The organism is Nocardioides faecalis (genome assembly GCF_018388425.1).
Taxonomy (GTDB): Bacteria; Actinomycetota; Actinomycetes; order Propionibacteriales; family Nocardioidaceae; genus Nocardioides; species Nocardioides faecalis.
In genome coordinates this window covers 1,072,164-1,095,448 of sequence record NZ_CP074406.1, presented here as the reverse complement: position 1 = coordinate 1,095,448, position 23,285 = coordinate 1,072,164, and the positions used below count along the sequence as shown (strand labels likewise).

24 protein-coding genes are annotated in these 23,285 nt (G+C 71.7%); 7 read left to right on the top strand and 17 right to left on the bottom strand.

All coding sequences use genetic code 11. The features are described from left to right. Positions 1-114 precede the first annotated feature (114 nt). Genes KG111_RS05020 through KG111_RS05010 form a run of 3 tightly spaced genes read left to right on the top strand, consistent with a single transcriptional unit; the run spans position 115 to position 3,904 of the window. Positions 115-945, top strand: coding sequence for a cyclase family protein (locus KG111_RS05020; protein ID WP_205290472.1), 831 nt, complete (start codon positions 115-117; stop codon positions 943-945). Then, positions 942-2,441, top strand: a complete 1,500-nt coding sequence (locus KG111_RS05015; RefSeq protein ID WP_205290473.1) for an MmgE/PrpD family protein — start codon at positions 942-944, stop codon at positions 2,439-2,441. The genes KG111_RS05020 and KG111_RS05015 overlap by 4 nt, the downstream gene beginning before the upstream one ends. After that, the gene (locus KG111_RS05010; protein ID WP_205290474.1) at positions 2,438-3,904 is read left to right on the top strand and encodes a dihydroorotase; all 1,467 of its coding nucleotides are present in this window, start codon (positions 2,438-2,440) and stop codon (positions 3,902-3,904) included. The genes KG111_RS05015 and KG111_RS05010 overlap by 4 nt, the downstream gene beginning before the upstream one ends. Here KG111_RS05010 and KG111_RS05005 read toward each other — a convergent pair. Next, the gene (locus KG111_RS05005; protein WP_205290475.1) at positions 3,888-4,862 is read right to left on the bottom strand and encodes a VOC family protein; all 975 of its coding nucleotides are present in this window, start codon (positions 4,860-4,862) and stop codon (positions 3,888-3,890) included. The genes KG111_RS05010 and KG111_RS05005 overlap by 17 nt on opposite strands. A 17-nt stretch (positions 4,863-4,879) precedes the next feature. Between KG111_RS05005 and KG111_RS05000 the strand changes: the two genes are divergently transcribed. Together KG111_RS05000 and KG111_RS04995 are read left to right on the top strand one after the other, a co-directional pair. Then, entirely contained in the window at positions 4,880-5,890 is a 1,011-nt protein-coding gene (locus KG111_RS05000; RefSeq protein ID WP_205290476.1) for an MDR family NADP-dependent oxidoreductase, read from the top strand. A 32-nt stretch (positions 5,891-5,922) separates the two neighbouring features. Beyond that, positions 5,923-6,723 carry an SDR family oxidoreductase gene (locus KG111_RS04995; protein ID WP_205290477.1) on the top strand — a complete coding sequence of 267 codons (801 nt, stop codon included), beginning with the start codon at positions 5,923-5,925 and terminating at the stop codon, positions 6,721-6,723. A 281-nt stretch (positions 6,724-7,004) separates the two neighbouring features. Here KG111_RS04995 and KG111_RS04990 read toward each other — a convergent pair whose 3' ends face one another. The 14 genes from KG111_RS04990 to KG111_RS04925 form a co-directional block, all read right to left on the bottom strand. Beyond that, complete coding sequence (locus KG111_RS04990; protein ID WP_205290478.1) at positions 7,005-8,309, bottom strand: hypothetical protein; 1,305 nt, start codon at positions 8,307-8,309, stop codon at positions 7,005-7,007. 181 nt (positions 8,310-8,490) lie between these two features. Then, on the bottom strand, positions 8,491-9,327 hold the full coding sequence (locus KG111_RS04985; protein WP_205290479.1) for an HpcH/HpaI aldolase/citrate lyase family protein: 837 nt from the start codon (positions 9,325-9,327) through the stop codon (positions 8,491-8,493). Continuing rightward, a complete protein-coding gene (locus tag KG111_RS04980) occupies positions 9,327-10,487 on the bottom strand; it encodes an acyl-CoA dehydrogenase family protein (RefSeq protein ID WP_205290480.1) in 1,161 nt (386 codons plus the stop codon). The genes KG111_RS04985 and KG111_RS04980 overlap by 1 nt, the downstream gene beginning before the upstream one ends. Before the next feature lie 9 nt (positions 10,488-10,496). Continuing rightward, on the bottom strand, positions 10,497-10,943 hold the full coding sequence (locus KG111_RS04975; RefSeq protein ID WP_205290481.1) for a Zn-ribbon domain-containing OB-fold protein: 447 nt from the start codon (positions 10,941-10,943) through the stop codon (positions 10,497-10,499). Then, complete coding sequence (locus KG111_RS04970; protein WP_205290482.1) at positions 10,940-12,085, bottom strand: acetyl-CoA acetyltransferase; 1,146 nt, start codon at positions 12,083-12,085, stop codon at positions 10,940-10,942. The genes KG111_RS04975 and KG111_RS04970 overlap by 4 nt, the downstream gene beginning before the upstream one ends. After that, the gene (locus KG111_RS04965; RefSeq protein WP_205290483.1) at positions 12,082-12,555 is read right to left on the bottom strand and encodes a MaoC family dehydratase; all 474 of its coding nucleotides are present in this window, start codon (positions 12,553-12,555) and stop codon (positions 12,082-12,084) included. The genes KG111_RS04970 and KG111_RS04965 overlap by 4 nt, the downstream gene beginning before the upstream one ends. Continuing rightward, positions 12,552-13,061: an FAS1-like dehydratase domain-containing protein gene (locus KG111_RS04960; protein ID WP_205290484.1), complete on the bottom strand. Its 510-nt coding sequence runs from the start codon at positions 13,059-13,061 to the stop codon at positions 12,552-12,554. Before KG111_RS04960 ends, KG111_RS04965 begins: the two co-directional genes overlap by 4 nt. Continuing rightward, positions 13,058-14,296 (bottom strand): RidA family protein, encoded by a 1,239-nt coding sequence (locus KG111_RS04955; RefSeq protein WP_205290485.1) that lies wholly within the window; start codon positions 14,294-14,296, stop codon positions 13,058-13,060. Before KG111_RS04955 ends, KG111_RS04960 begins: the two co-directional genes overlap by 4 nt. Beyond that, entirely contained in the window at positions 14,293-15,687 is a 1,395-nt protein-coding gene (locus KG111_RS04950; RefSeq protein WP_205290486.1) for an MmgE/PrpD family protein, read from the bottom strand. The genes KG111_RS04955 and KG111_RS04950 overlap by 4 nt, the downstream gene beginning before the upstream one ends. Then, a complete protein-coding gene (locus tag KG111_RS04945) occupies positions 15,687-16,904 on the bottom strand; it encodes a CaiB/BaiF CoA transferase family protein (protein WP_205290487.1) in 1,218 nt (405 codons plus the stop codon). Before KG111_RS04945 ends, KG111_RS04950 begins: the two co-directional genes overlap by 1 nt. Further along, complete coding sequence (locus KG111_RS04940; RefSeq protein ID WP_205290488.1) at positions 16,901-17,935, bottom strand: LLM class flavin-dependent oxidoreductase; 1,035 nt, start codon at positions 17,933-17,935, stop codon at positions 16,901-16,903. The genes KG111_RS04945 and KG111_RS04940 overlap by 4 nt, the downstream gene beginning before the upstream one ends. A gap of 5 nt (positions 17,936-17,940) precedes the next feature. Further along, positions 17,941-18,501 (bottom strand): MaoC family dehydratase, encoded by a 561-nt coding sequence (locus KG111_RS04935; protein WP_205290489.1) that lies wholly within the window; start codon positions 18,499-18,501, stop codon positions 17,941-17,943. Next, the gene (locus KG111_RS04930; protein WP_205290490.1) at positions 18,498-19,202 is read right to left on the bottom strand and encodes an alpha/beta fold hydrolase; all 705 of its coding nucleotides are present in this window, start codon (positions 19,200-19,202) and stop codon (positions 18,498-18,500) included. Before KG111_RS04930 ends, KG111_RS04935 begins: the two co-directional genes overlap by 4 nt. After that, entirely contained in the window at positions 19,199-19,540 is a 342-nt protein-coding gene (locus tag KG111_RS04925; protein WP_205290491.1) for an antibiotic biosynthesis monooxygenase family protein, read from the bottom strand. The genes KG111_RS04930 and KG111_RS04925 overlap by 4 nt, the downstream gene beginning before the upstream one ends. A gap of 45 nt (positions 19,541-19,585) precedes the next feature. Here KG111_RS04925 and KG111_RS04920 point away from each other — a divergent pair, with 45 nt between their 5' ends. Both KG111_RS04920 and KG111_RS04915 read left to right on the top strand, forming a co-directional pair. After that, positions 19,586-20,401 (top strand): hypothetical protein, encoded by an 816-nt coding sequence (locus KG111_RS04920; protein ID WP_205290492.1) that lies wholly within the window; start codon positions 19,586-19,588, stop codon positions 20,399-20,401. Next, on the top strand, positions 20,398-21,240 hold the full coding sequence (locus KG111_RS04915; protein ID WP_205290493.1) for an NAD-dependent epimerase/dehydratase family protein: 843 nt from the start codon (positions 20,398-20,400) through the stop codon (positions 21,238-21,240). The genes KG111_RS04920 and KG111_RS04915 overlap by 4 nt, the downstream gene beginning before the upstream one ends. 154 nt (positions 21,241-21,394) lie before the next feature. On the opposite strand, the gene KG111_RS04910 is transcribed toward KG111_RS04915, so the two are convergent. Together KG111_RS04910 and KG111_RS04905 are read right to left on the bottom strand one after the other, a co-directional pair. Continuing rightward, on the bottom strand, positions 21,395-22,654 hold the full coding sequence (locus tag KG111_RS04910) for a hypothetical protein (RefSeq protein ID WP_205290822.1): 1,260 nt from the start codon (positions 22,652-22,654) through the stop codon (positions 21,395-21,397). Then, positions 22,651-23,277 carry a neocarzinostatin apoprotein domain-containing protein gene (locus KG111_RS04905; RefSeq protein ID WP_205290494.1) on the bottom strand — a complete coding sequence of 209 codons (627 nt, stop codon included), beginning with the start codon at positions 23,275-23,277 and terminating at the stop codon, positions 22,651-22,653. Before KG111_RS04905 ends, KG111_RS04910 begins: the two co-directional genes overlap by 4 nt. Positions 23,278-23,285: the final 8 nt, after the last annotated feature.

The window sequence follows — 23,285 nt, the reverse complement described above, 5'->3', positions numbered from 1 at the left end:
CTGGCCGCAGCCCGCGCCCCGATCACCGCCACGAGCACGCCCACGAGCACCGACCCGAGCCGCACCGAACAGCGACCCGCCGCGGGTCGTCGTACGCCGAAGGACAGAGGAACCATGAACAACACCGTCACCGAGCAGCTGCTCGCCGCCGTCGCCGCGGGCGTCGAGGTCGTCGACCTCGGCCGCACCCTGACCGTCGGCATGCCGCAGTCGCCCAACCACCCGGCGTACTGGCACGCCATGCCGCGCCGCCACGGCGACATGGTCCGCGGCGACGGCGGCTCGGCCGCCAACGACATGATCTCGATGGGCACCCACGTCGGCACCCACGTCGACGCGCTCGCCCACGTCTCCCAGGACGGCAAGCTGTACGGCGACGTGGACGCCTACGAGGCGCAGGTCGGCGGCAAGTTCCTCGAGCACGGCGCGCACACCATCGCGCCGATGGTGCGCCGCGGCGTGCTGCTCGACGTGCCGGCCGCCCTCGGCGTGGGCCGGCTCGAGCCGGGCCAGGAGATCACCGTCGCCGACCTCGAGACCACGCTGGCCAAGCAGGGCACCGAGATCCGTGAGGGCGACGTCGTCCTGGTGCGCTCCGGCTGGGGCCAGCACTTCGACAACGGCGACGGCGACACCTACCGCGGCCTGTCCACGGGCGTGCCCGGGGTCTCCGACGCCGGCGCCACGTTCCTCGCCGAGGCCGGCATCCACGCCACCGGCGCGGACACCATCGCCTACGAGCAGCTCAAGCCCGGCGCCGGCCACGGCCTGCTGCCCGCGCACCGGGTGCTGCTGGTGGAGCGCGGCATCTACATCATCGAGGCGCTCGACCTCGAGGGCCTGGCCGCCTCCGGCGCGCAGGAGTTCCTGTTCGTGATGAGCCCGCTGAAGTTCTTCGGCGCCACCGGCTCCCCGGTCCGCCCGATCGCCGTGGTGGGCGCATGAGCACCTACTCCCCCGCGCCTGAGGCGAACCCGGCCGGCAACCCGACGTACGCCGCCGACGGCGGGCCCACCCTGGCCCAGCAGCTGGGCGCCTTCGCCGCCCATGTCGCCGCGCACGGGGTGCCGGACGACGTGCGCAGCTCGGTCAACCAGCGCACGCTCGACGTGCTGGGCCTGTGCGTCGCCGCGCACCGGCTGCCCACCTCCGCGGCCGCGATCGGGCACGTGCTCGACCAGGGCGGGCACCCGCAGGCCACGGTCGTCGGTGAGAGCACCCGGGTCAACGCCGCCCAGGCCGCCTTCGCCAACGGCGTGCTCGCGCACTCCCTGGACTACGACGACACGCACCTGCCCTCGGTGCTGCACCCGAGCGCCAGCATCGTGCCGGCCGCGCTGGCCGCCGCCGAGCACGCCGGCGCCTCCGGCGAGCTCACCGTCCGCGCGATCGCGGTCGGCATCGAGGTCGCCGTCCGCCTCGGCATGGCCGGCTACGACGCCGAGCTGGGCAACTCCGTGTTCTTCGAGCACGGCCAGCACGCCACCTCGATCACCGGCGCGATGGGCTCCTCGGTCGCGGCGTCGATGATCTACGGCCTGGACGCAGGCGGCATCGCCGACGCGCTCGGCATCACCGCCTCCATGGCGGCCGGCGTCATCGAGGCGAACCGGACCGGCGGCACCGTCAAGCGGCTGCACTGCGGCGTCGCCGCCCAGGCCGGCGTCACCGCCGCGCAGCTGGTGCGGCGCGGCTTCACCGGCCCGCCGACCGTGCTCGAGGGCCGCTTCGGCTTCTTCCAGGCGTGGCTGCACGGCCAGTTCTTCCCCACCGCGATCACCGAGGACCTCGGCACCGCGTGGTCGGTGCCGGGCATCTTCTTCAAGCCCTACCCGGCCAACCACTTCACGCACACCACGGTGGACGCGGGCCGTGCGTTCCGCGAGCGCGGGATCACCCCCGAGCAGGTCGCGAAGGTCGTGGTCGGCGTCGCCGGCTCGACGGTGCGCACCATCGGCGAGCCGATCGAGGTCAAGCGGACCCCTGAGACCGGCTACCAGGCGCAGTTCTCCGGCCCCTACGCCTTCGCCGCGGGCCTGCTCGGCGGCGGCGGGCTCGGCACCAGCCTCGACGACTACTCCGACACCCTCGCCCAGGACCCCGCCCGCCGGGAGCTGATGGCGAAGGTCGACGTGGTCGCCGACGAGAAGTGCAACGAGATCTTCCCCTTCCAGTTCCCCGCCGTGGTCACCCTGACCACGGCGGACGGCGAGGTCCTCGTCGAGGAGGTGCTGGCCAACCGCGGCGGGCCGGCGCGTCCGCTGACCGACGACGAGCTGGCCACCAAGTTCCGCGACAACGTCGCCGGACGCCTGTCCCCCGAGACCGCCGGCGCCGTCAGCGCCGACGTCCTCGACCTGCACACCGCGACCGACCTGGCCGCCGTGCTGAAGCCCCTGTCCACGTTCAGCCCCGCCGTCAACCAAGGAGAGTCCCTGTGACCGAGTACGACGTCCTCCTCACCAACGTCAAGGCCGTCCTGCCCGGCCACGACGAGCCGCAGGCGGTCGACATCGCCGTCAAGGACGGCAAGTTCGCCCGGATCGAGGCCGGCATCGACCCGGCGAGCGCGGCCGAGGTCGTCGACGCCGGCGGCAAGGTGGCCTTCCCCGGCGTCGTGGACGCCCACCAGCACTGGGGCATCTACAACCCGCTGCCCGACGACGTGCGCACCGAGTCGCGCGCCTGCGCCCAGGGCGGTGTGACCACGTCGCTGTCCTACATGCGCACCGGCCAGTACTACCTGAACAAGGGCGGCGCCTACGCCGACTTCTTCCCCGAGGTGCTGGCGCAGACGCAGGGCAACGCGCTGGTCGACTACACCTACCACCTGGCCCCGATGAGCAAGGCGCAGATCGGTGAGATCCCGAGCCTGATCACCGACCACGGCGTCACCTCGTTCAAGGTGTTCATGTTCTACGGCAGCCACGGCCTGCACGGCCGCAGCACCGACCAGTCCGAGTTCCTGATGACCCCCGAGGGCGAGCGCTACGACTACGCGCACTTCGAGTTCGTCATGCGCGGCATCCAGAAGGCCCGCGAGGAGAACCCCGAGATCGCCGAGGCGATCTCGCTGTCGCTGCACTGCGAGACCGCCGAGATCATGGCCGCCTACACGAAGATGGTCGAGGAGGAGGGCGAGCTCAAGGGCCTGCCCGCCTACTCCGCCTCCCGGCCGCCGCACTCCGAGGGCCTCGCGGTCACCATCGCGTCGTACCTGGCGCACGAGACGCAGCTGCCCACGATCAACCTGCTGCACCTGACCTCCCGCAAGGCGGTCGAGGCGGCGCTGACGATGGCCGCGGCGTTCCCGCACATCGACTTCCGCCGCGAGGTCACCGTCGGGCACCTGCTCGCCGACTGCGACACCGCGCACGGCGTCGGCGGCAAGGTGAACCCGCCGCTGCGTCCGCGTGAGGACGTCGAGGCGCTGTGGTCCTACCTGCTCGACGGCAAGATCGACTGGGTCGTCTCCGACCACGCCTGCTGCAAGGAGGAGCTGAAGTTCGGCGAGCCCAAGGACGACGTGTTCCTGGCCAAGTCCGGCTTCGGCGGCGCCGAGTACCTGCTGGCCGGCATGGTCAGCGAGGGCGGCAAGCGGGGCCTGGCCTACGGCCGGATCGCCGAGCTGACCGCGACCAACCCGGCCACCCGCTACGGCCTCGGCGGCCGCAAGGGCGCGATCGCGGTCGGCCTGGACGCCGACGTCGCGCTGGTCGACGACGCCCACACCTGGACGGTGCGCGCGGAGGAGTCGGAGTCCACCCAGGAGTACACGCCGTTCGAGGGCGCCGAGCTGAGCGCGAAGGTGACCGACACCTTCCTGCGCGGCAAGCGGATCATGACCGACGGCGCCGTCACCGACGAGGCGCCGTCGGGCACCTACCTCAAGCGTCCGCTCTGAGGATCGCCTCTGCATCACGCGGCTGGGCCACGACGTGCGGAGCGCCGAAAGGCGCCCGCAACGTCGTGGCCCTGCTGCTTCCGAAGCCGGGCAGGTCGACGTCGACGACCTCCCCCAGCCGGGCGTCCGCACCGGCCCGGGCGACGACACCGTCCAGGTCGTCGGTGAGCACGACGAGGCCGAGCAGGCCGCGGCGCGGCGGCACGGACGCACCCAGCAGCGAGCCGGCGCGGTCGGCGGGCAGGCCGTAGTCGACGATGTTGACGTAGGTCCGGTCCCGGCTCGGGCCGAGCGCCTGCGAGCACACCTTGATCGGCTCGGCGTCCTCACCGTCGATACCGAGCATCGCGGAGAACGAGGCGTCGACGAAGTCGTACTCGTAGACGACGCCCCAGCCGAACACGTCACGGTAGAACGCGGTCGTCGTCGCGGCGTCGCTGAGCGGCAGCGAGATGCTCACCGGCTCGCTGGCGATCCGGTCGCGGACCTGGGCGAACTCGGTGAAGAAGTCGGCGGGACCGCTGAGGAACGCCGTCATCACGTTGTCGGGTGCCTCGACGTGCGCCTCGCGGAAGCTGCCCTCCGCCAGCTCGTACGACGCCTCCTTGGTGTGCATCGGGAAGCCGGCCGCCGCGGAGTGCTCCAGTGCCGCGGCGAAGTCGGGGGCGTAGAAGTCGATGACCCGGAACGCGTCGCGGAACAGCCGGCTCTCCTCGTCGCGCACCGGCGGCGCGGGCGGGCCGTCGAAGCGACACAGCACGGCACCGGCCGTGACCCCGGGAGTGCCGAGCACCTGCAGGTCGGCGGCGAACCCCTCGCCCAGCAGCGCCTCGGCGTCCGCGCCCCCGAGGCGGCCCGCGCCGCGCGGCGCCATCCCGTAGGTGCGGCCGAGCAGCGCGGCGTGGCCGGCGAAGTCGTCGGTCGAGATCAACGGACCGTAGATCCAGGAAGCGCTCATTCATATATCCTATCTAGATGCAGGCCAGCGCTCCCTCGTCCTCCCGCGCCGTGCTGGTGCGGTCCACGCCACACGGACAGGTGCAGGCGAGTGACTTCGAGGTCGCGGAGGCTCCCCTGCCGGAGCTCGCCGACGGCGACGTCCGGATCCGCGTGGACGTGCTCTCCCTCGACCCCTACCTGCGCTCCCTGCTCGGCCCCGGCCACCTCGGCGAGCCCGCCGTGGGCCCCGGTGCGGTGATGCCCGGACGCGCCATCGGCACCGCGACGCTCTCGCGCCACCCCGACGTGCCCGAGGGCAGCCAGGTGCTCGCCGAGACCGGCTGGCGCACCGAGGCCGTCGTGGCCGGCGACGCCACCACGCCCGTCTCCGTGCCCGCCGGCGTGCCGGCCTCCGCCGTGCTCGGCGTGCTCGGCATGCCCGGGCTGACCGCCTTCGCCGTCGTCGAGCGGCACCTGCGCCCCGCCGCCGGAGAGACGATCGTGGTCACCGCCGCCACCGGCGGCGTCGGCTCCCTCGTCGGCCAGCTCGCGCGCCTCGCCGGCGCCCGGACCGTCGCGATCGTCGGCGACGAGGACAAGGCCGCGATCGCCAAGGACCTCGGCTACGACGCCACCGTCCTGCGCGGACGACCGGGCTGGATCGACGAGCTGCACGCCGCCTGCCCCGAGAAGATCCACGGCTACGTGCACATGGCCGACCAGGAGACCCTCGACGGTGTCGTGGAGCACCTCGCCGTCGGCGCCCGGGTCTCCCTGGTCGGCGTCATCGACCAGAACAACGGCGCCGCGCCCACCCGGATCCGGGTCGGCGCGCTCATGGCGGCCCGCGCGACGACGTACGGCATGGTCGTCTACGACCACGCCGACCTCGCCGACGCGCACCGCGAGCGGGTCGGCGAGCTGCTCGCCCGCGGCGAGGTCGTCGCGCTCGAGGACGCCCACGAGGGGCTGGAGAACGCCGGACAGGCCTTCGCCGAGCTCATGGCCGGCCGCAACCGCGGCAAGGTCGTCGTCCACGTGTCGTAGCGGTCCCGCCGGGACCCGAGGAAGGAAGACGCATGAAGAACGTCGTCATCACCGGCAGCACCAAGGGGATCGGACGTGCGATGGCGAGCGCCTTCCACGCCCGTGGCCACAACGTCGTCCTCACCGGGCGCGACGAGCCGGCGCTCAAGGCGGCCGTCGCCGAGCTGGAGTCCCGCGGCGGCGCCCGCGCGCTCGGCCGCACGGTCGACGTCACCGACCCCGCCTCCCTCGACGCGCTGTGGGAGCACGCCGCGAGCGAGCTCGGCCGCGTCGACATCTGGGTCAACAACGCCGGCGTCGCGCACACCACGCACGCCATCGTCGACACCCCCGCCGAGGCCGTGCGGGCGATGGTGCAGACCAACATGTACGGCACCATCTTCGGCTCGCAGACCGCCGTGCGCGGCATGACCACCCAGGGCGGTGGCCAGCTCTTCAACGTGCTCGGCGGCGGCAGCGACGGCCGGATCCGGCCCAACATGGGCGTGTACGGCGCCACCAAGCGCGGCCTCGACATGTTCACCAAGGCGCTGGTGAAGGAGGTGGAGGGCTCCGGGGTGCGGGTCGGCCAGATCCGCCCGGGCATCCTGATCACCGACGGCTGGCTGCGCGAGGCCGCGGCCGCCCCCGACCAGGTCGCCAAGCAGCGCAAGGTGCTGAACATCCTGGTCGACCACGTGGAGGACGTCGCGCCCGAGCTGGTCGACAAGATGCTCGCCAGCACCAAGAACGGCGACGCCATCGCCTGGCTGACCACCGGCCGGATGACCAAGCGGTTCATGAACCCCGGCTACGCGAAGAAGAACGACAAGCTGGCGCGCTACGGCCTCTGAGCCGACACCGCACAGAAGGGGCCTGGGGGCACTCCCCCGGCCCCTTCGTCGTACCCGGGCACGACGGGCGGTTCGAGCGACCACGACAGGTGATTCGGCCGACCACCAGGGGGGATTCGGCGGACCACCAGGGGGGATTCGGCGGGCCACCAGGGGGGATTCGGCGGGCCGCAAGACGCAGCAGGGCCCCGGCACGGAGATCCGTGCCGGGGCCCTGCTGGTGGTTCATGCTGACCGGCCGGGTGCCCTTCCCCCACAGGCAGGGCACCCGGACGGCGGGATCAGCAGCTCTTCTTCTTGGCGGCGTTCGCGGAGCTCAGCGCCTTGGTGGTCGAGCTGACCTTCTTCTTGGCCGAGGTCTGGGCCTTCTTGGCCTTCTTGACCTGCTTCTTGAGCTTGGTCTTCTTGGCGCCCTTGGCCTTCTTGACCTTCTTGTTGAGGGCCTTCACCTTCTTGACGGCCTTGGTGTACGCCTTCTTCGCGGCGGTGTACGCCGAGGCGGCCTTGGTCGCGTTGGTGGTGGCGGCCTTGCACGCGGCCGACGGACCGGCGGCGACGACGGACACGGAGGCCAGGGTGGCCGGCGCAGCGAGCACGCAGTCCATCGGAGCGTCCATCTCGACGTCACCGAAGGTGACCGTCATGGTGGCGGAACCCGCGGCGCCGGAGAGCGTCGCGTTGTGGGTGCCGGCAGCGGCGGGCTTCACCGTCACGTTGCCCGCGCCCTCGACGCTGACGAACTCGTTGACCGGCGAACCGATGCCGGTGCCGGAGGGGATGGTGCGGTTCCAGGTGCTGAGCGCGATGTCACCGGTGGCGGTGGCGGCACCGACGGTGATCTTCGGCGCGACCTTGCCGGTGACCTTCTTGACCGGGGAGGTCTCGAGGTAGTCGGAGAACTCACGGCCGAGCGTGATCTTGGCGGTGACCGGGACGGTCATCGCCGTGCCCACGGTGCCCTTGGCGGGCATGGTCGCGGTGGTCTCGAGCTTGGCCGGGTACGCGCCCGCGCCGCCGAAACCGCTCGCGGACATGTCGATCGTGCACGTCGCGTTCACGCCGGCGAGCTGCGCCTCGTCAGCGAAGGTCACCGCCACCGGGGCGGCCAGCGTGCAGGACTGCGCGGCAGCGTTCGTGCCGTCGGCCTTCTTCACGTCGTAGGAGTAGGCCTTGATGGAGATCGAGGCGGGACGGGTCGCGAGGCTGCCCGTCGCCTTCGGCATCTTCGTCGGCGTGCCGCCGATGAAGTCGGCCTTGTGCGAGCCCTCGAGCACGACGTCCGCGCCGTTGGCGGCGACCGTCAGCTTGTTCGAGACCGTCGCACCGGGGAAGTTCACGTACTGCGCCGGCGCACCGTTCGGCATGTCGGAGAGCGTCGCGGTCAGCGACGCGCCACCGTTGTTGTGGGCGAGCTTGAACGTGATGGTCGCGTTGTACGCCGACGTCTGCATACCGGTGCCGCAGGTGAAGCTGGCGGTCGCGGTCGACGTGACGGCAGCGTTGGCGGGGGTCATCAGGGCGGGCGCGGCGAGCATGCCCAGGGTCAGGGCTCCGGCCGAAAGGCCGGCAAGCTTGCGAAAACGCATGTGTTTCCTCCTCGTGGGCCATCCCATGGGCGGGTGTGGCCTAGGTCTCATCGATAAGATATATGATCGCCGTGTCGGTGACCACCGAATCCCAAGAACTTTCTGAAGATGAAACGCCGAGGTAACGCGAAGGGCCGGACGATGACGTCCGGCCCTTCGGTATTTGCCTCGCTAGGTGCGGTCAGCGGCGTCGCACCAGCACTCCACGCGCTTGGCGCAGGACCGCCTCGTCGACCATCCGGCCGTCGGCGTCCACACCCACGCCGGCGTCGCCACCGGCGAACCGCTCCAGCAGCGCGGTCGCCTTGGCGACCTCCTCGTCGGTCGGGGTGAACACCTCGTTGGCGACGGCGACCTGGGCGGGGTGGATGCAGGCACGACCCACGAAACCGAGCCGGGCCACGGCCTCGGTGGAGGCGCGGTAGGCGTCGAGGTCACGGAACTCCACCGACACCGGGGCGATCGGCGGGGAGATGCCGGCCGCAGCCGAGGCGAAGACGACGTGGCTGCGGGCGTAGAGCAGCTCCCGCTCGTCGGCCCCGGGGGTGACCCCGACGTCGGCGCGCAGGTCGGCCTCCCCCACCTGGAGCCGCTCCACCCGCGGCGCGAGCGCGATCTCGCGGGCGTTGAGGACCGCGTTCGCGCTCTCCAGCAGCGGGACCACCTTGGCGGCCGAGCCCAGCTCGGTGAGCAGCGCGTCGAGCGCGACGAGCTCGGCGGCGTCCTCGGTCTTGGCCGCGACGAAGCCGGCGAGCTCCTCGCAGCCGGCCAGGGCGCGGACGTCGGCCTCGCGCTCGGGGCCGTGCTGGTTGATGCGGACCCAGACCTTGACGTCGGTGGCGGGCAGGCCGTCGACCCACATCCACACGATGTCGCGGGCCTTGGGCTTGTTGGCCGGCAGCACCGCGTCCTCGAGGTCGACGATCAGCTCGTCGGCCCCGCGGTCCAGCGCCTTGCGCAGCTTGTCCGGAGCATCGCCCGGGACGTAGAGCGCCGAGCGGGAGAGAGCCGTACCCATCAGCCGACCTTCGTCTCGCCCTTGAGCAGCGACTTCGCCACGACCGTGCGCAGGATGTCGTTGGTGCCCTCGCCGATGCTCATCAGGATCGAGTCGCGGTAGAGCCGCTCGACCTCGAACTCGGTGGAGTAGCCGTAGCCGCCGTGCACCTTGAGCGAGTCGATGGCCGACTGCAGCGCGACCTCGGAGCAGAAGATCTTCGCCATGCCGGTGGCGCCGTCGGCGCGGCCCTGGCGCACCGCGTCCGCGGCCCAGTAGGCCATCAGCCGTGCGGCCTGGACCTGGGTGCCGAGCTCGCCGAGCTTGGCCTGGATGAGCTGGAACTCCGAGATGGCCTGACCGAACGCCTTGCGCTGCTTGGAGTAGGCCAGCGCCTCCTCGTAGGCACGCTGCGCGATGCCGACGGAGCGGGCGGCGATGTTGACCCGGCCCCACTCCAGCGCGGAGAGCACCTGCTGCATGCCCCTGCCCTCGACGCCGCCGACCAGCTGGTCCTTGTGGACGCGGACGTTGTCGAGCAGGATCTCGCAGGACTCGGTGCCCTTGTAGCCGAGCTTGGGGATGTCCTTGGTGACCTCGAAGCCAGGGGTGCCGGCCTCGATGAGCAGCACGCTCATGCCCTTGTGCGCCGGGCTCGCGGTCGGGTCGGTCTTCACCAGCACCGGGAGCGGGTCGGCGTAGCGGGCGTTGGTGATCCACATCTTCGCGCCGTTGACGACGTAGTGGTCGCCGTCCAGCTTCGCGGTGGTGCGGATGCCTTGGAGGTCCGTGCCCGCATCGGGCTCGGTCAGGCCGATGCCGGTACGACGCTTGCCGGTGGCCAGGTCCGGCAGGTACTTGTCCTTCTGCTCCTCGGTGCCGTGCATCGCGATGAGGCGGCAGGCCAAGGAGTGGCTGCCCAGGATGCCGGCGATGCCCATCCAGCCGCGGGCGATCTCCTCGAAGACGAGGCCGAACGCGACCGGGTCGAGGTCGAGGCCGCCGTACTGCTCCGGCACGGTGATGCCGAACAGGCCCATGTCCTTCATGCCGTCGACGATCTCGGTCGGGTAGCGGCCCGCCTGCTCCCACTCGCGCGCGACCGGGATGATCTCGTTGTCGACGAACTGGCGCAGCAGCGCCTTGAACTCGGCCTGGTCCTCGTTGAGCTTGAAGTCCATCGGTGCCTCTCAGGTCTGGCTGTCGGGGATGCGGGTGAAGTACGGGAGGGCCCGGCCGTCCGGGAGGTCGGCCCAGGCCACGGTCACGGGCTGGCCGATGCGCCACTCCAGCCCACCGACCAGGCGGGTCAGCAGCACCGGCCCCTCACCCAGGCGGACCCGGGCGAGCACGTAGGGCACCTCCAGGTCCGCGCGCGGCGCGCGGTGGACCACGGTGAAGGAGTCGATGGTGCCGGTGCCGGCGACGTCGGCCTGGCCCAGGTGCTCGGTGGAGGAACAGGCCGTGCACACGCCGCGGGGCGGGTGCTGGCGGTTGCCGCAGGCCGCGCAGGTCTCCACGGTCAGCCGGCGCTCGGTCGCGGCGTCCCACCAGGCCTGGGTGAGGTCGTCGGCCGGGGACGCGGTGCCGGGGACGAAGACGCTGTTGGGCGTGGGATCGGGTGCGGGGTCGGTCATCGGTCCCTCCCCAGGACGACGGTGGCGTGGGTGGACAGGATGCCGCCGGTGCCGTGCGCCACGGCGACCTCGGCGCCCGGCACCTGCCGCGCGCCGCACTCACCGCGCAGCTGGCGCACGGCCTCGACGAGCAGCAGCACGCCGTACTGGCCGGGGTGGCAGTAGGACAGCCCGCCGCCGCTGGTGTTCAGCGGCAGCGCTCCCCCGGGCCGGGTGCGGCCGTCGGCGATCAGGTCGAGCGCCTCGCCCTTGCCGCAGAACCCGAGCGCCTCGAGGGTGAGCGCGACGGTGATGGTGAAGGAGTCGTAGACCTGGGTGACGTCGACGTCGGCGACGGTGACGCCCGCGCGGGCGAAGGCGTCGGCTGCGGAGCCCGCAGCACCCGAGACGGTCAGGTCGTCGTGACCGGTGAACGAGTTGTTCGTGGTGCGCTCGCCGTAGCCGAGGACCCGGACCGGGACCTGCTTCAGGTCGCGGGCCCGCTCCAGCGAGGTGAGCACGATCGCGCCGCCTCCGTCGGTGACCAGGCAGCAGTCGGCCGCGGTCAGCGGCGAGGAGATCATCGTGGAGCCCAGCACGTCCTCGACGCTGAGCGAGCCCTTGGTGTGCCGGAACGCCTTCGGGTTGAGCAGCGCCCACTCCCGCGCGGCGATGGCGACCTCGGCGAGCTGCTCACGCTTCGCGCCCGAGTGGTGCAGGTAGGACTGCGCCGCCATCGCGTAGTACGACAGCGGGAACAGCGGGTCGTAGGGCTCCTCGAACTGTGCCTCCGGGGTCCACGGCTCGTAGACGCCGCCGAGGCGACGCGAGGCGGCCGAGCGCTGGTTGGAGGCGAAGGTGATCACCACGACGGAGGCCTGGCCGGCCTCGATCGCCTGCGCCGCGCGAGCCACGAACATCTCGTAGGCGCTGCCGCCGGCGAAGGTCGAGTCGGTCCAGCGCGGGGTGATCCCGAAGTGCTCGGCGAGCTGGGTGGCGGAGAACCGGGAGACGCTGGTCGAGGCGATGCCGTCGACGTCGGCCAGGCTCAGCCCGGCGTCGGCCAGCGCGCGGGTCACGGCCTGCGTCTGCAGCCCGAGGATCGACTTGCCGGTGACGCCGAGGTCGCACTCCGCGGCCCCGACGACGGCAACACCCGTCACGAGGCTGCCCCGGGGCCGTCGGCCTGACCGAGCAGGACCTCGGCCTTGCCGCCGGCGACGGCGAGCCGGGTCACGGCACCGTCCTCGCCGACGACGCCGACGCTCAGGTCGGCGACGAGCCGGCCGTCGGAGACCTCGGTGACCGTACCCTCGCAGCGGATGGTCTCGCCGGCGAAGACGAGGTTCTTGAACTGGAAGGACAGCGTGGCCACGAAGCTGGCCGGGCCGAGCCAGTCCTGCAGCTGCTCGACGAGCAGGGCGCCGAAGACCTGGCCGTCCACGATCGGGCCGGGCAGCTTGGCCGCGGCCACGAACTCGGGGTCGTAGTGCGACTTGTAGAAGTCCCAGGTGGCGCCGGCGTAGGCGACCATGTCGACGAGCGTGATGGTCCGCTCCAGCGGCGGCACCACGTCGCCGGCGGCGACGGTGGCCTGGATCGTCGCGTGGTCCACGTCGTTCGCGGCGCTCATGCCTTCTTCTCCAGTCCGACGAAGATGATCGTCTCGGTGTTCTCCGCCAGCGGCTCGCCCTCGGTGGTGGCGTACCGCGCGGTCGAGGTGATGATGACCATCTCGTTGCCCGAGCCGGTCACCTTGCCCTGTACGTCGTCGATGGACCAGGTGGCCACGACGGTGTCCTCGGGACGGATGCGGCGGTGGAACGTGTAGGCGTTGCCGCCACGCACCTGCCGGGTGCCCGGCATCTCCAGGCCCCAGGTGTGCCCGGCGTAGCCGTCGGCGTCCATCGGCAGCCCGGCGTACTGGTTGGTCTCGCAGATCAGGGTCAGCGGCCAGGTCACCCCGGTCAGCCCCTGGGCCCGGGCGAAGTCGGCGTCGGAGTACAGCGGGTTCTCGTCGCCGATGGCCAGGCCGAAGTAGCGCCCGGCCGCGGCACCGCACGGCTCGGGTGCGGTGTAGGTGACGGTGCGGCCCTTGAGCGCCAGCACCTCGGGGGTCAGCAGGGAGTTCTCGCTCATGCCTGCACCCCCGTCACCGCGGGGTGGTCGGCCGGGTAGAGCGCGGTCGGGAAGACCTCGAGGCCGAACTCGGGGCGCAGCAGCGCCTTGCACAGCGCGCCGGTGGAGGCCGGCCACGGTGCGACGAGCAGCTTCTCGCGCACGTCCGCGACGGCCTTGTAGTCGCCGACGTAGGACTCCACGCAGTACTCGGTGGTCTCCAGCAGGTGCTCGGGACCGAGGCCGGCGTGCTCCAGCAACGTCAGGATGGCGCCGTAGGTGGCCTCGGCCTGCTTGCCCAGGTCGCCGTCGTGCAGCGCCTGCTGGGTCTCCATGTCGAGCGCGGCGAAGCCGGACATGAACAGCATCCGGCCGGCCTTCACGCCCGGGGCGTAGGTCAGCGTGTCGTAGCGGCTCCAGCCCGGGTTGACGATCTCCAGCGGGTGCCGCGAGGCGGTCACGTCGATGGCCACCAGCGCGCCCGGGGCGTGCAGCTGCGACATCAGGATGCCGCCGGCGCCCGGGTAGACGCCGCCGGCGTTGTTGCCGAGCAGCTCCTTGCGGACCTTGTGCGTGCCGCGGTAGACCGCGCGGGTCTCCGGCGTGGAGTAGTCGTAGGTGGTCACGGCGTGACCCAGCGTCAGGCCGACGGCCTCGAGCATGTCGCCGGCCCGCTCCAGCACGTAGCGGTACTGCGAGACGAAGTCGCCCTCGAAGACGACGTCGCCGTTCGCGTCGATCGGCGTGACGGTGGGCAGGTAGACCACGCCGTCGGTGCCCTCGGTGATCGCCGAGGCCTGCCAGGTGCCGGCCTCGCGTGCCTCGGAGGCCGCCCGCAGCTGCGCGCCGCCGCCCTTGACCGCGTGCAGCTCGACCTCGATCCACGCGGCGCGACGGACCAGGCGCTCGACGATGACGGTGCGCACGGTGGGGCGCTCGCCGAGCAGCTCCTTGCGCACGCCGGCGGCGTCGTCGTACGCCGCCAGGCCGGCGACGGTGATGTTCTCGCTGACCCGGGTGACGTCCTCGGGGCCGAACCCGGCGGCCTCCAGGATGGCCAGGCACTTGGCGTAGGCGATGCGGGCCTGGGTCTCCATGGAGCCCTCGACGGTCATCTTGCCGATGGCCTCGTCGTGCCGGGCGGAGGTGTGGCCCGAGGTCCAGGCCGCGTCACCCTCGCTGAGCCCGAGGCAGAACGTGAACCCCTCGTAGGGGAACCACTCGAACTTCGCGGGCTTGATGGCGGACAGCGTCATGCGGTGGTCTCCTCGGAGGGTACGACGGCCGCCGCGGCGGCCAGGGACAGGATCTCGGTGGCGTCGCCGGCGCTCGGCAGAGCGTCCACGGCGGCTCGCAGGCGCTCGGCGAGCCCGGTGTCGGCGACGTTGCCGGCCAGCTTGGCGAACAGGCCGTCCTCGGACAGCGGCGCCGAGCCGCCGCCGGGGCTGCGGTCCACGTGGCCGGTGACGGTGCGCCCGTCGGCCAGGGTGAGCACCACGTCGCCGGCGGCATCCGCGGCCACACCGGCGCCGGGGGTGAGGCTCCAAGTGATCCGGCCGGCGAGCTCGGTCAGCTCGGGCCGGGCCAGGTTGGCCTCGGCGTAGGTGTCGATGCCGACGGCACCGTCCACCAGGATCGCCGCCACGCTCCACGGCAGGCTGAACTTCGCCGCGTACGGGCTCGCGGGCCGGGTCAGGTCGCGGTCGGCGGCGCAGACCACCGACGCCGAGTCCGGGTGCACCTGCGCGGACACCGCGCGCACCGCCGAGGCATCGACGCCGGCCTGCGCCAGGGCCACCTGCGCGGCAGCCATCGTGGCGTGCGCCAGCTGGCAGGTCGGCCACGGCTTGATCCCGATCTGCGTGGTCTGCCACGTGGCAGCCTCGGTCGAGCCGAGGTCGCGCAGGATGAAGCCGGTGTCGACCTGACCGGTGGCCAGGGCGTCGTACACACCGTGCGGGCCGTCGAAGACGGTCTCCGGGCCGGTGGCGCCGGCGGCGGCGAGCCGCGCGGCGAGGATGCCGGACTGCGAGGCGAAGCCGGGGTGCAGCTGCTTGGTGCTGGCCCCGGTGGCGAGGAAGGCGAGCAGGCCGCCGGCCTGGCTGCCGGCGATGCCCAGCGCACTCGTCGTCGTCGCCGCGTCCAGCCCCATGAGCCGGGCCGCGACGGCCGCCGAGGAGAAGACGCCGGCCACCATCGTGGCGTGCAGGCCGCCGGCGTGGAAGCGGTGCGGCGCGGCACCGGCGACGCGGCAGGCGACCTCGTAGCCGACCACCGCGGCGTCGAGCAGGTCCCGGCCGCGGGCACCGACCTGCTCACCCACCGCGAGCACGGCCGGCAGCACGACGGCGGTGGCGTGCACCAGCCCGCCGGCGTGGGTGTCGTCGAAGTCCAGCGCGTGCACCAGCGTGCCGTTGGCCAGCGCGGCGGCCGGCGCGGAGACCCGGTCGGTGCAGCCGAGGATCGTGGCCTCCGCCGGGCCGCCGAGGCCGGCGGCGACGCTCACCGCCGGGGCCGCGGCGCCGGCGCGCGCACCGGCGACCGCGTTGCCCAGGCCGTCGAGCAGGTGTCGCTTCGCGGCGTGCTGCACCTCGGCGGGCACGTCGAGCTCCCCGACCGCCCAGGCGGCCAGGTCCGGCGCGATCATCAGCCCTCGACCGCCGGCACGTCCCCGAACGCGCCGGCTGCACGCAGCTCGGCGATCCTCTCGGCGTCGTACCCGGCGACCCCGGTGAGCACCTCGGTGAAGTGCTCGTTGCGCTGCGGCGCGCGGACGTAGTCGGGCACCTCGGCGCCGACCTTGACCGGCGAGGCGACCTGCTTGACCGTGCCGTAGCGCGGGTGGTCGGTCTCCACCAGCATGTTGCGCGCGATCAGGTGCTCGTCCTTGAGCGCCGCCTCGACGTCGTTGATCGGTCCGCACGGGATCGCGGCCGGGTAGCACAGCGAGAGCCAGTGCTCCACGGTGTTGGTCGCGAAGATGGCGTCGAGCTCGGCGATGAGCTCCTCGCGGCGCTCGTTGCGCCCCGAGAAGCTCGCGTACGGCGAGCCCTCCTCGGCCCACTCCGGGTGCCCGAGGACCTCGGCCAGCCGCTTCCAGAACTTCTCCTTGGCACAACCCACGACGAACCAGCCGTCGGAGGCCTCGAACGCCTGGAACGGCACCAGCGAGGGGTGCGCGGAGTGGCTGGTGCGGCTCGGGGTGTAGCCGGCGTTGAGGTGCCACGTCGCCGGGTAGGTCAGCATCGCCATCGCGGTGTCGTAGAGGCTGACGTCGCAGTCCATGCCGATGCCGTCGCGCTTGGCGGCGTGCAGGCCGGCCATCAGCGACAGCGCCGCGACGTAGCCGCCGGAGAAGTCGACCAGCGACAGGCCGGACTTGGTGGGCGGGCCGTCGGGCTCGCCGGTCAGCTCCATCCAGCCGGCCAGGCCCTGCAGCACGTAGTCGTAGCCCGGCTCCTTCATCCGCGGCCCGGTCATGCCGAAGCCGGTGAGCGAGCAGCACACGATCGCCGGGTTGAGGTGCTTGAGCTGGTCGTAGGTGATGCCGATCTTCTCCGGCACGTCCCCGCGCAGGTTGGAGTAGACGGCGTCGGCGTTGCGGACCAGGTCCTCGAAGACCGCGCGCCCGGCGGGGGTCTTGATGTCGAGCGAGATCGACTTCTTGTTGCGGTTGAAGGTCTCGAAGAACAGCGAGTCCTCTCCCGTGAAGTACGGCGGCACGTAGCGGCCCACGTCGCCACCGACGCTGGGGTCCTCGATCTTGATGACCTCGGCGCCGAGGTCGGCAAGGTGCACGCTGCCGAACGGGCCGGCGCCGTACTGCTCCAGCGAGATGATCCTGATGTCCTCGAGCGGCTTCACGGCCGACCTCCTGTGAGCGATGCGATGAGGCCGATGACCTCGTCCTGGCCGGCCCTGATCTCCGCGGGAGTCAGGCCGTGGGTGGGGGCGGAGAGCTTGACCGCGTCGGCGATGCCCTCGTAGGCGGCGAGCTGGGTCGCGACCCGGTCGCGGTCGCCGTTGAGGGTGACCGCGTCGACCATGTCGGGGGTGACCGCGGCGGCGAGGTGCTCGGCACCCGCGCCGGCACGGAAGGCGTCGATCACCCGCTGCTGGGCCTCGCCGAGGCCGTGGAAGCCGAAGAAGTCGGCGTAGGTGCGCACGCTGGCGTAGAAGCCGACGTGGCCGCGCACCCGGTCGACCGCGGCCGCCGGGTCGGCGGCGACGGAGCAGCAGGCGGAGACGACGAGCTCGATGTCGGAGCGCTCGCGGCCCTCGACGGCGTCGATCCCGGCGTCGATCTCGGGCAGGATCCGGTCCTTCAGGTACGACGGCGAGCACAGCTCGTGGCTGATCCAGCCGTCGGCGATCCGGCCCGCCAGGCGGGTCATCGCCGGGCCCATCGCGGCCAGGTAGACGGGGATCTCGGTGCGGCGCACCGGGTAGGGGCGCTCGTAGCCGCGGATCCGCATCGGCTCGTGCTCGCCGTCGAGCTCCATCGGCTCACCGCTGGTGGCGTTGGCGACGAAGTGCCGCACGTTGCGCACGGTCTCGCGGATGTGGGTGACCGGCTTGCCCCAGCGGGCGTTGTGCCAGTCCTCGTTGAGCCGCTGCACGCCCGTGCCCAGGCCGAGGACGAAGCGGCCGTCGGAGAGCTCGTCGAGGTCGAGCGCCTCGAGCGCGGTCACCATCGGGCTGCGGGTGAACGCCAAGGTGATGGCGGTGCCGACCTGGGCGGTGCTGGTGGCCTGCACCAGCGCGGCCGCGGTCACCGTCGCGCTGCGGTGCAGCTCGGGTGCCCACACGGCCTCGGCGCCGGCGGCCTCTGCCCGGGCGGCGGCGTCGGCCATCTCGGCCAGCGTCTCGCCCCACGGCGCGAAGGTGATCCGCATCGCCCTCAGGCCCCTGCGTCGGCGGAGTCGGCGGCGTCGGCGAGCGGGGTGCCTTCGGTGATCGGCCGCTTGCCCTCGGGGAAGATGCCCTCGAGCTGCTCGGCACCGGTCTTGTAGACGTAGAACGTCCGCTTGAAGGAGCAGACCTCGTCGCCGTTCTGGTTCAGGGTGCGGGTCTTGACGGTGACGATGCCGGCGTGCGGGCGCGAGGAGGACTCACGCTTCTCCAGCACGACCGACTCGCTGAACAGGGTGTCGCCCGCGAAGACCGGGTGGGTCATCCGGATCTCGTCCCAGCCCAGGTTGGCGAAGGCGTTCTGGGTGAGGTCGGTGACGCTCTGCCCGACCGCGATCGCGACGGTGAGGGTGGAGACGACCAGCGGCTTCTCGAACTCCGACTGCGCGGCGTAGACGGAGTTGAAGTGCATCTGGTTGGTGTTCATCGTCAGCAGCGAGAACGAGATGTTGTCGTACTCCGTGACCGTGCGACCGAGCGGGTGACGGTAGACGTCCCCCACGGTGAAGTCCTCGAAGAATCGGCCTTCCCAGCCGGGCTGCACGCTCATCCGTCGTTCCTTTCATCGTTCTCTGCGGCCGCGTCGAGCAGGAGCTCGGCGACCAGTTCGGGTGCAGAGAGTGGGGCGTCGTGACCGGCCACGAGCAGTCGGTAGCTCGTGCCGGCGGCGTCCAGGCGGGCCCGGACGGCTCTCGAGGGGTAGCCCTCGGGGGTCTGTGAGCAGAAGGCGTGCATCTCACGCACCTGCGGCGGTACGGCGACGACGGGGTCCAGCGCGACGGCGACCGGCGAGGCGGTGGTGCGCGCGTCCAGCCAGGCGGCCGTGGCCGGGTCGTGCTCGCCGGCGGCCGCGGCCGGCTGCGGCGGCACGTGGGTCTCGCGCGCGGGCAGCGCCGCGGGGGCGCCGAGCAGGTCGACGGCCCGCTGGCCGGGCAGCGGCAGCGCGGCGTCGAGGTGCACCAGCAGGCCGATCCGCTCGGGCACGGCCGCGGCCACACCCGTGGTGACCAGACCGCCCTGGCTGTGCCCGACCAGCACCACGTCGTACAGGTCCTCCAGCTCGAGCAGGCGGGAGACCTGGTCGACCCACACCTGCAGGCCGCTCACCGCACCGAGGTGGGCGGCGTGCTCGCCGGAGCCCAGCAGGCTCGGGGCGTGCACGTCGTGCCCGGCGGCGAGCAGCAGCGGGCGCACCCGCCGCCAGGCCCAGCCGCCGCGGAAGGCGCCGTGCACGAGGACGAAGGTGGTCACTGACCGACACCGCCGCGCTCGGGGGTGGGGTCGGGCTCGTCGAGGACGACCTCGAGGTACTCGCGGGGGTAGGACTCGTACGGCTGGAGGTGCTCGTACATCGCCTCGGTGTGGGCGACGTAGCCCTCCGCGGTGGTGCACGCCTCGTAGGCCTCGACGGAGTCGAACCAGCGCAGGTGGGTGAAGTGCCAAGGGTTCTCCACGCCGCGCAGCAGTCGCCGCCCGCGGAAGCCCGGCTGGGTCCGGAAGAACCGGCCGAATTCCTCGCTCAGCGCGACGTAGGCCGCGGCGTGTTCCTCCGACGGCTTGGTCCACGCTTGGCTGACGACGACGATCATGGGCACCTCCTGGCAGAATAGATCATATATCTATACGCTGGCTACGTGAGCAGCAGCACGCAGACCAAGACCATCCACGAGTTCCTGGCTGAGGCGCCCGACGTCGACAGCCACGATCTCTGGGCCCAATTCTGGGAGATCCTCAGCGAGGCGAAGGACAAGGTCACCGCTGCCCTGCCCGTCACCGCGCACCCCACCAGCGAAGGCCTCGGCTACTGGCAGACCGAGGACGGCAGCTACGAGGGCTCCCTCAACACGTTCACCGGAGACGCGGACAACGGCGCGGAGTGGCTGGTCCACTCCTGGATCGGCAACCGCAGCGCGTCCATCCTGGACATGAACCTCCAGGTCTGGCTCGGCCCGCACATCGACGTGCCGCACCTGATCATCGTCTTCGGCACGGTGCCGCAGGTCTTCCACTACAGCGACTTCGTCGCCCGCCGGGACCTGATGACCGACACCGACTACCTGGAGCGCTACTACAGCCCGCAGAACGAGGGCTGGCTGAAGCTCCGCGGCGACGACCGGTTCACCTGGTCGGTCAGCCACGGCACCTACATGCGCGCCTACACCTCGCCGGTCGCCAACTCCTACGTCGCGGACCGCTCCGACGACGTGGTGGCGGCGCTGCGCGAGGATGTCCACCGCCGCGTGGACACCTGGCTGGGCTGGGTGGCCGACGCCCAGCCGGTGCCCGCCGAGGAGCGCGCCGCCCTCCGCGAGCGCGACCACACGATCCGCACCAACGGCTACACGCTCGACCCGATGAATGAACTGTCCAAGCGATTCCTCGGCGCCGAACGCGTCGAGGAGCTGGTCGCGGTCCGTGCCGGACTGCGCCAGATGGAGGAGACCAAGTGAAGATTCTCGTGATCGGTGCCGGCTTCGTCGGCTCCGCCGCCGCCGAGCGCCTCAAGGAGCTCGGCCACGACGTGACCGTCACCGCCACCAGTGAGGAGAAGGTGGCCCGGCTCAAGGAGCGCTTCGGCAAGGCCGTCGTGCTGCGCGGCTCCGACGCCGAGACGGTGAACAGCGCGGTGGCCGGCATGGACGCGGTCGTCGTGACCGCCGGCCCGTCGGCGGCGAACTCGATGACGCCCGAGGAGCGCGCGGTCACCTACCGCGAGATCCTCGTGAAGACCGCCGAGAACGTCGTCGCGGCCGCTGGGCCTGAGACCAAGCTGGTCTCGCTCTCGTCGCTGTCGGTGTACGGCGACGCGGCGAACCACCTCGACGTGATCGACGAGGACTCCCCCGTCACCGAGTCCTCCGACCCGAGCCCGGCGAACTTCCTGCTCATGGAGGCCGCCTACGGCCGCGCCGGCGACCGGGCGGTCGTCCTGCGCTGTGGCGACATCTTCGGCGAGGGCGACCCGCCGATCGGCGAGAAGGTCGCGATGGCGCACAAGTACCTGGGCGGCTCCGTCCCGTTCTCCGGCGAGGCGCTGCTCTACCGGCTGCAGGTCAACGACGCCGCCGACGCCGTCGTGCACGCCATCGAGAACGACCTGAGCGGGGTCTACAACCTCACGCACCCCGAGCTGCCGCCGCGCAACGCCGAGCTCTTCGACCGGCTCTCGGCCGAGCAGGGCCTGCCGCCGCTGGTCTACCGCAACGAGATCGCCTCGCCCGCGAAGCCGATCTCGGTCGACAAGCTCAGCGCCACCGGCTTCAAGGCGGCGCGCTCGTTCACCTACTGAGTCCGCACCGCTGCTGCACACCGAGCCCCCGGGACCGCAAGGTCCCGGGGGCTCGTCGCATCTCGGGACGCCGGGCCCGAGGCGGCCGCGGGCAAAAAGAACTCGGCCCCCGCCGACCTTGCGGTCGGCGGGGGCCGAGGCGTTGCGAGCGGTGCTAGGCCTGGATGCGCGAGCGCGGGACCAGCAGGAAGACCGCCGCGCCGAACAGGGCCAGCGCACCCGCCCACAGACCGATGGCCGCGAGCGGCGCGCCGGCACCGGTGCCGGGCAGGGACGAACCGCCGGCCGCGGGAGTACCGCCGCCCGCGCTGCCGCCGCCGGCGACGTCGTCGCCGACCTCGTTGACAGCCTTCTCGCCGACACCGACGGTCATCCGGCTGAGCTTGCCGCCGCCCTTGCAGTCGGAGTAGACGGTCAGCCCGGACATCTCACCGAAGTCGAACTTGAAGGCGGTGATCTCGACCGGGACCTGGTCGTTGTCCGTCTCCACCGTCGAGGTCAGGGTCGGCACCGCGACCGTGCCGTAGGTGGGCGCGTTGACCGTCGAGGAGTGCGAGAACGAGACGTTCTTGCCGTCGATCTTGGCCGCGGCGGTGATCTTCATCGTGCCGTTCTCGATCGGGACCGGCGCCAGGCCGGGGATCTCGGAGAACTTCGCGCTGATGGAGACCTTGCTGTCGCCCTCCTTGGCGCGGGCGCCGGAGACGGTCACGGTCGGGTTGTACTTGAACGGGCTGCCGAGCGTCATCAGCTTGCAGTCGAAGCTCGCCTTGCCCTTGGCCGGCACGCCCTTCTTGGCACCCTGGGCCTTCGTCGGCGTCGACTCCGGCTTGGTCGGGGTGGGCGTGGGAGTGGGGGTGGGGGTGACCGTGGGGGTCGGGCTCGCCGTAGGCAGCGTGCCGGTCTCCACCGCCACCGCGCCCACCGCGCCCGAGGTCTCCGGCTTGCACTTGATCTCGATACCGGCCACCACCATGTCGAACGTGAGGATGGAGACGTCGATCGGATCCGTCGAGCCGGGGATCGACGCCGTGACGGTGGGAGCACCGACGGGAGCGTTCGAGGCGGCGGTGACGTTGCGCGTCCCCTTCATCGTGACGGACTTGCCGTCGACGTCGGCGACGAGCGTCCCGGAGATGTTCTGCTTGTTCACCGGGACCGGCGCCACACCCGGCATGTCGCTGAACGCCAGCGACAGCGACGTGTTCGTGCCGTCGGTGACGGCGCTCGCGGTGACCTCGGCGGTCCAGTCGAAGTCCCTGTTGAAGACCGGCAGCGTGCAGTCGATCTCCATCGTGACCTTCGTCGGCGCAGCGGAGGCCGGCGCGGTCAGCATCGGCAGCGGAGCGACCGCGAGGGCGGCGGCACCGGCGACGAGCGCGCCGCCGAAGCCGCGGCGGAACGCGGCCCTCATGCGACACCGCCCGGGCGACGGGTACCGAGACGCAGGCCGGCACCGGCGAGGAGCAGCACGAGCCCGGCCATCATGATCATCGGCAGGCTGTCGGCGACACCGGTCTTGGGCAGCTCGTCGTCGGTCGCGGCGCGCTCGTCGGCGGCCGGCGCGGCGGCGGGCGTCTCGGCGGGCGCCTCGGCGGCCGGCGCGCCACCGAAGGTGATCGGGATGATGACCTGGTTGGCCTTGACGGTGGCGGCGTCGGCGACGGTCGGCAGCGGGCCGGAGGCGAGGACGCACTTGACCTTGGTGCAGTCGTGGGCGCCGAACTTCTCCTTGACCACCACCGAGAACGAGCCGATGGAACCGCTGGCGTCTGCGTTGCGGAAGGTGGCGCCGCCCTGCAGGTTGCAGTGCGAGGGGCCGGTGTAGCCCTCAATGCACTGGCCGACCGCGATCTGCGTGAGGCCGGGCTTGTAGCCGCCTCCGCTGATGTCGATCTTCTGGCCGTCCTTGAGGTTCTGGCTGGCGCTGACCTCGAGCGTGGCCTTGGCGAAGCTCGGTGGCGCGGCCACGATCGTGACGACGAGCAATGCCGTCAAGCTCACGATCGCCTTCAACAGCGTCGATGCGTTCTTCACGGTCTCTC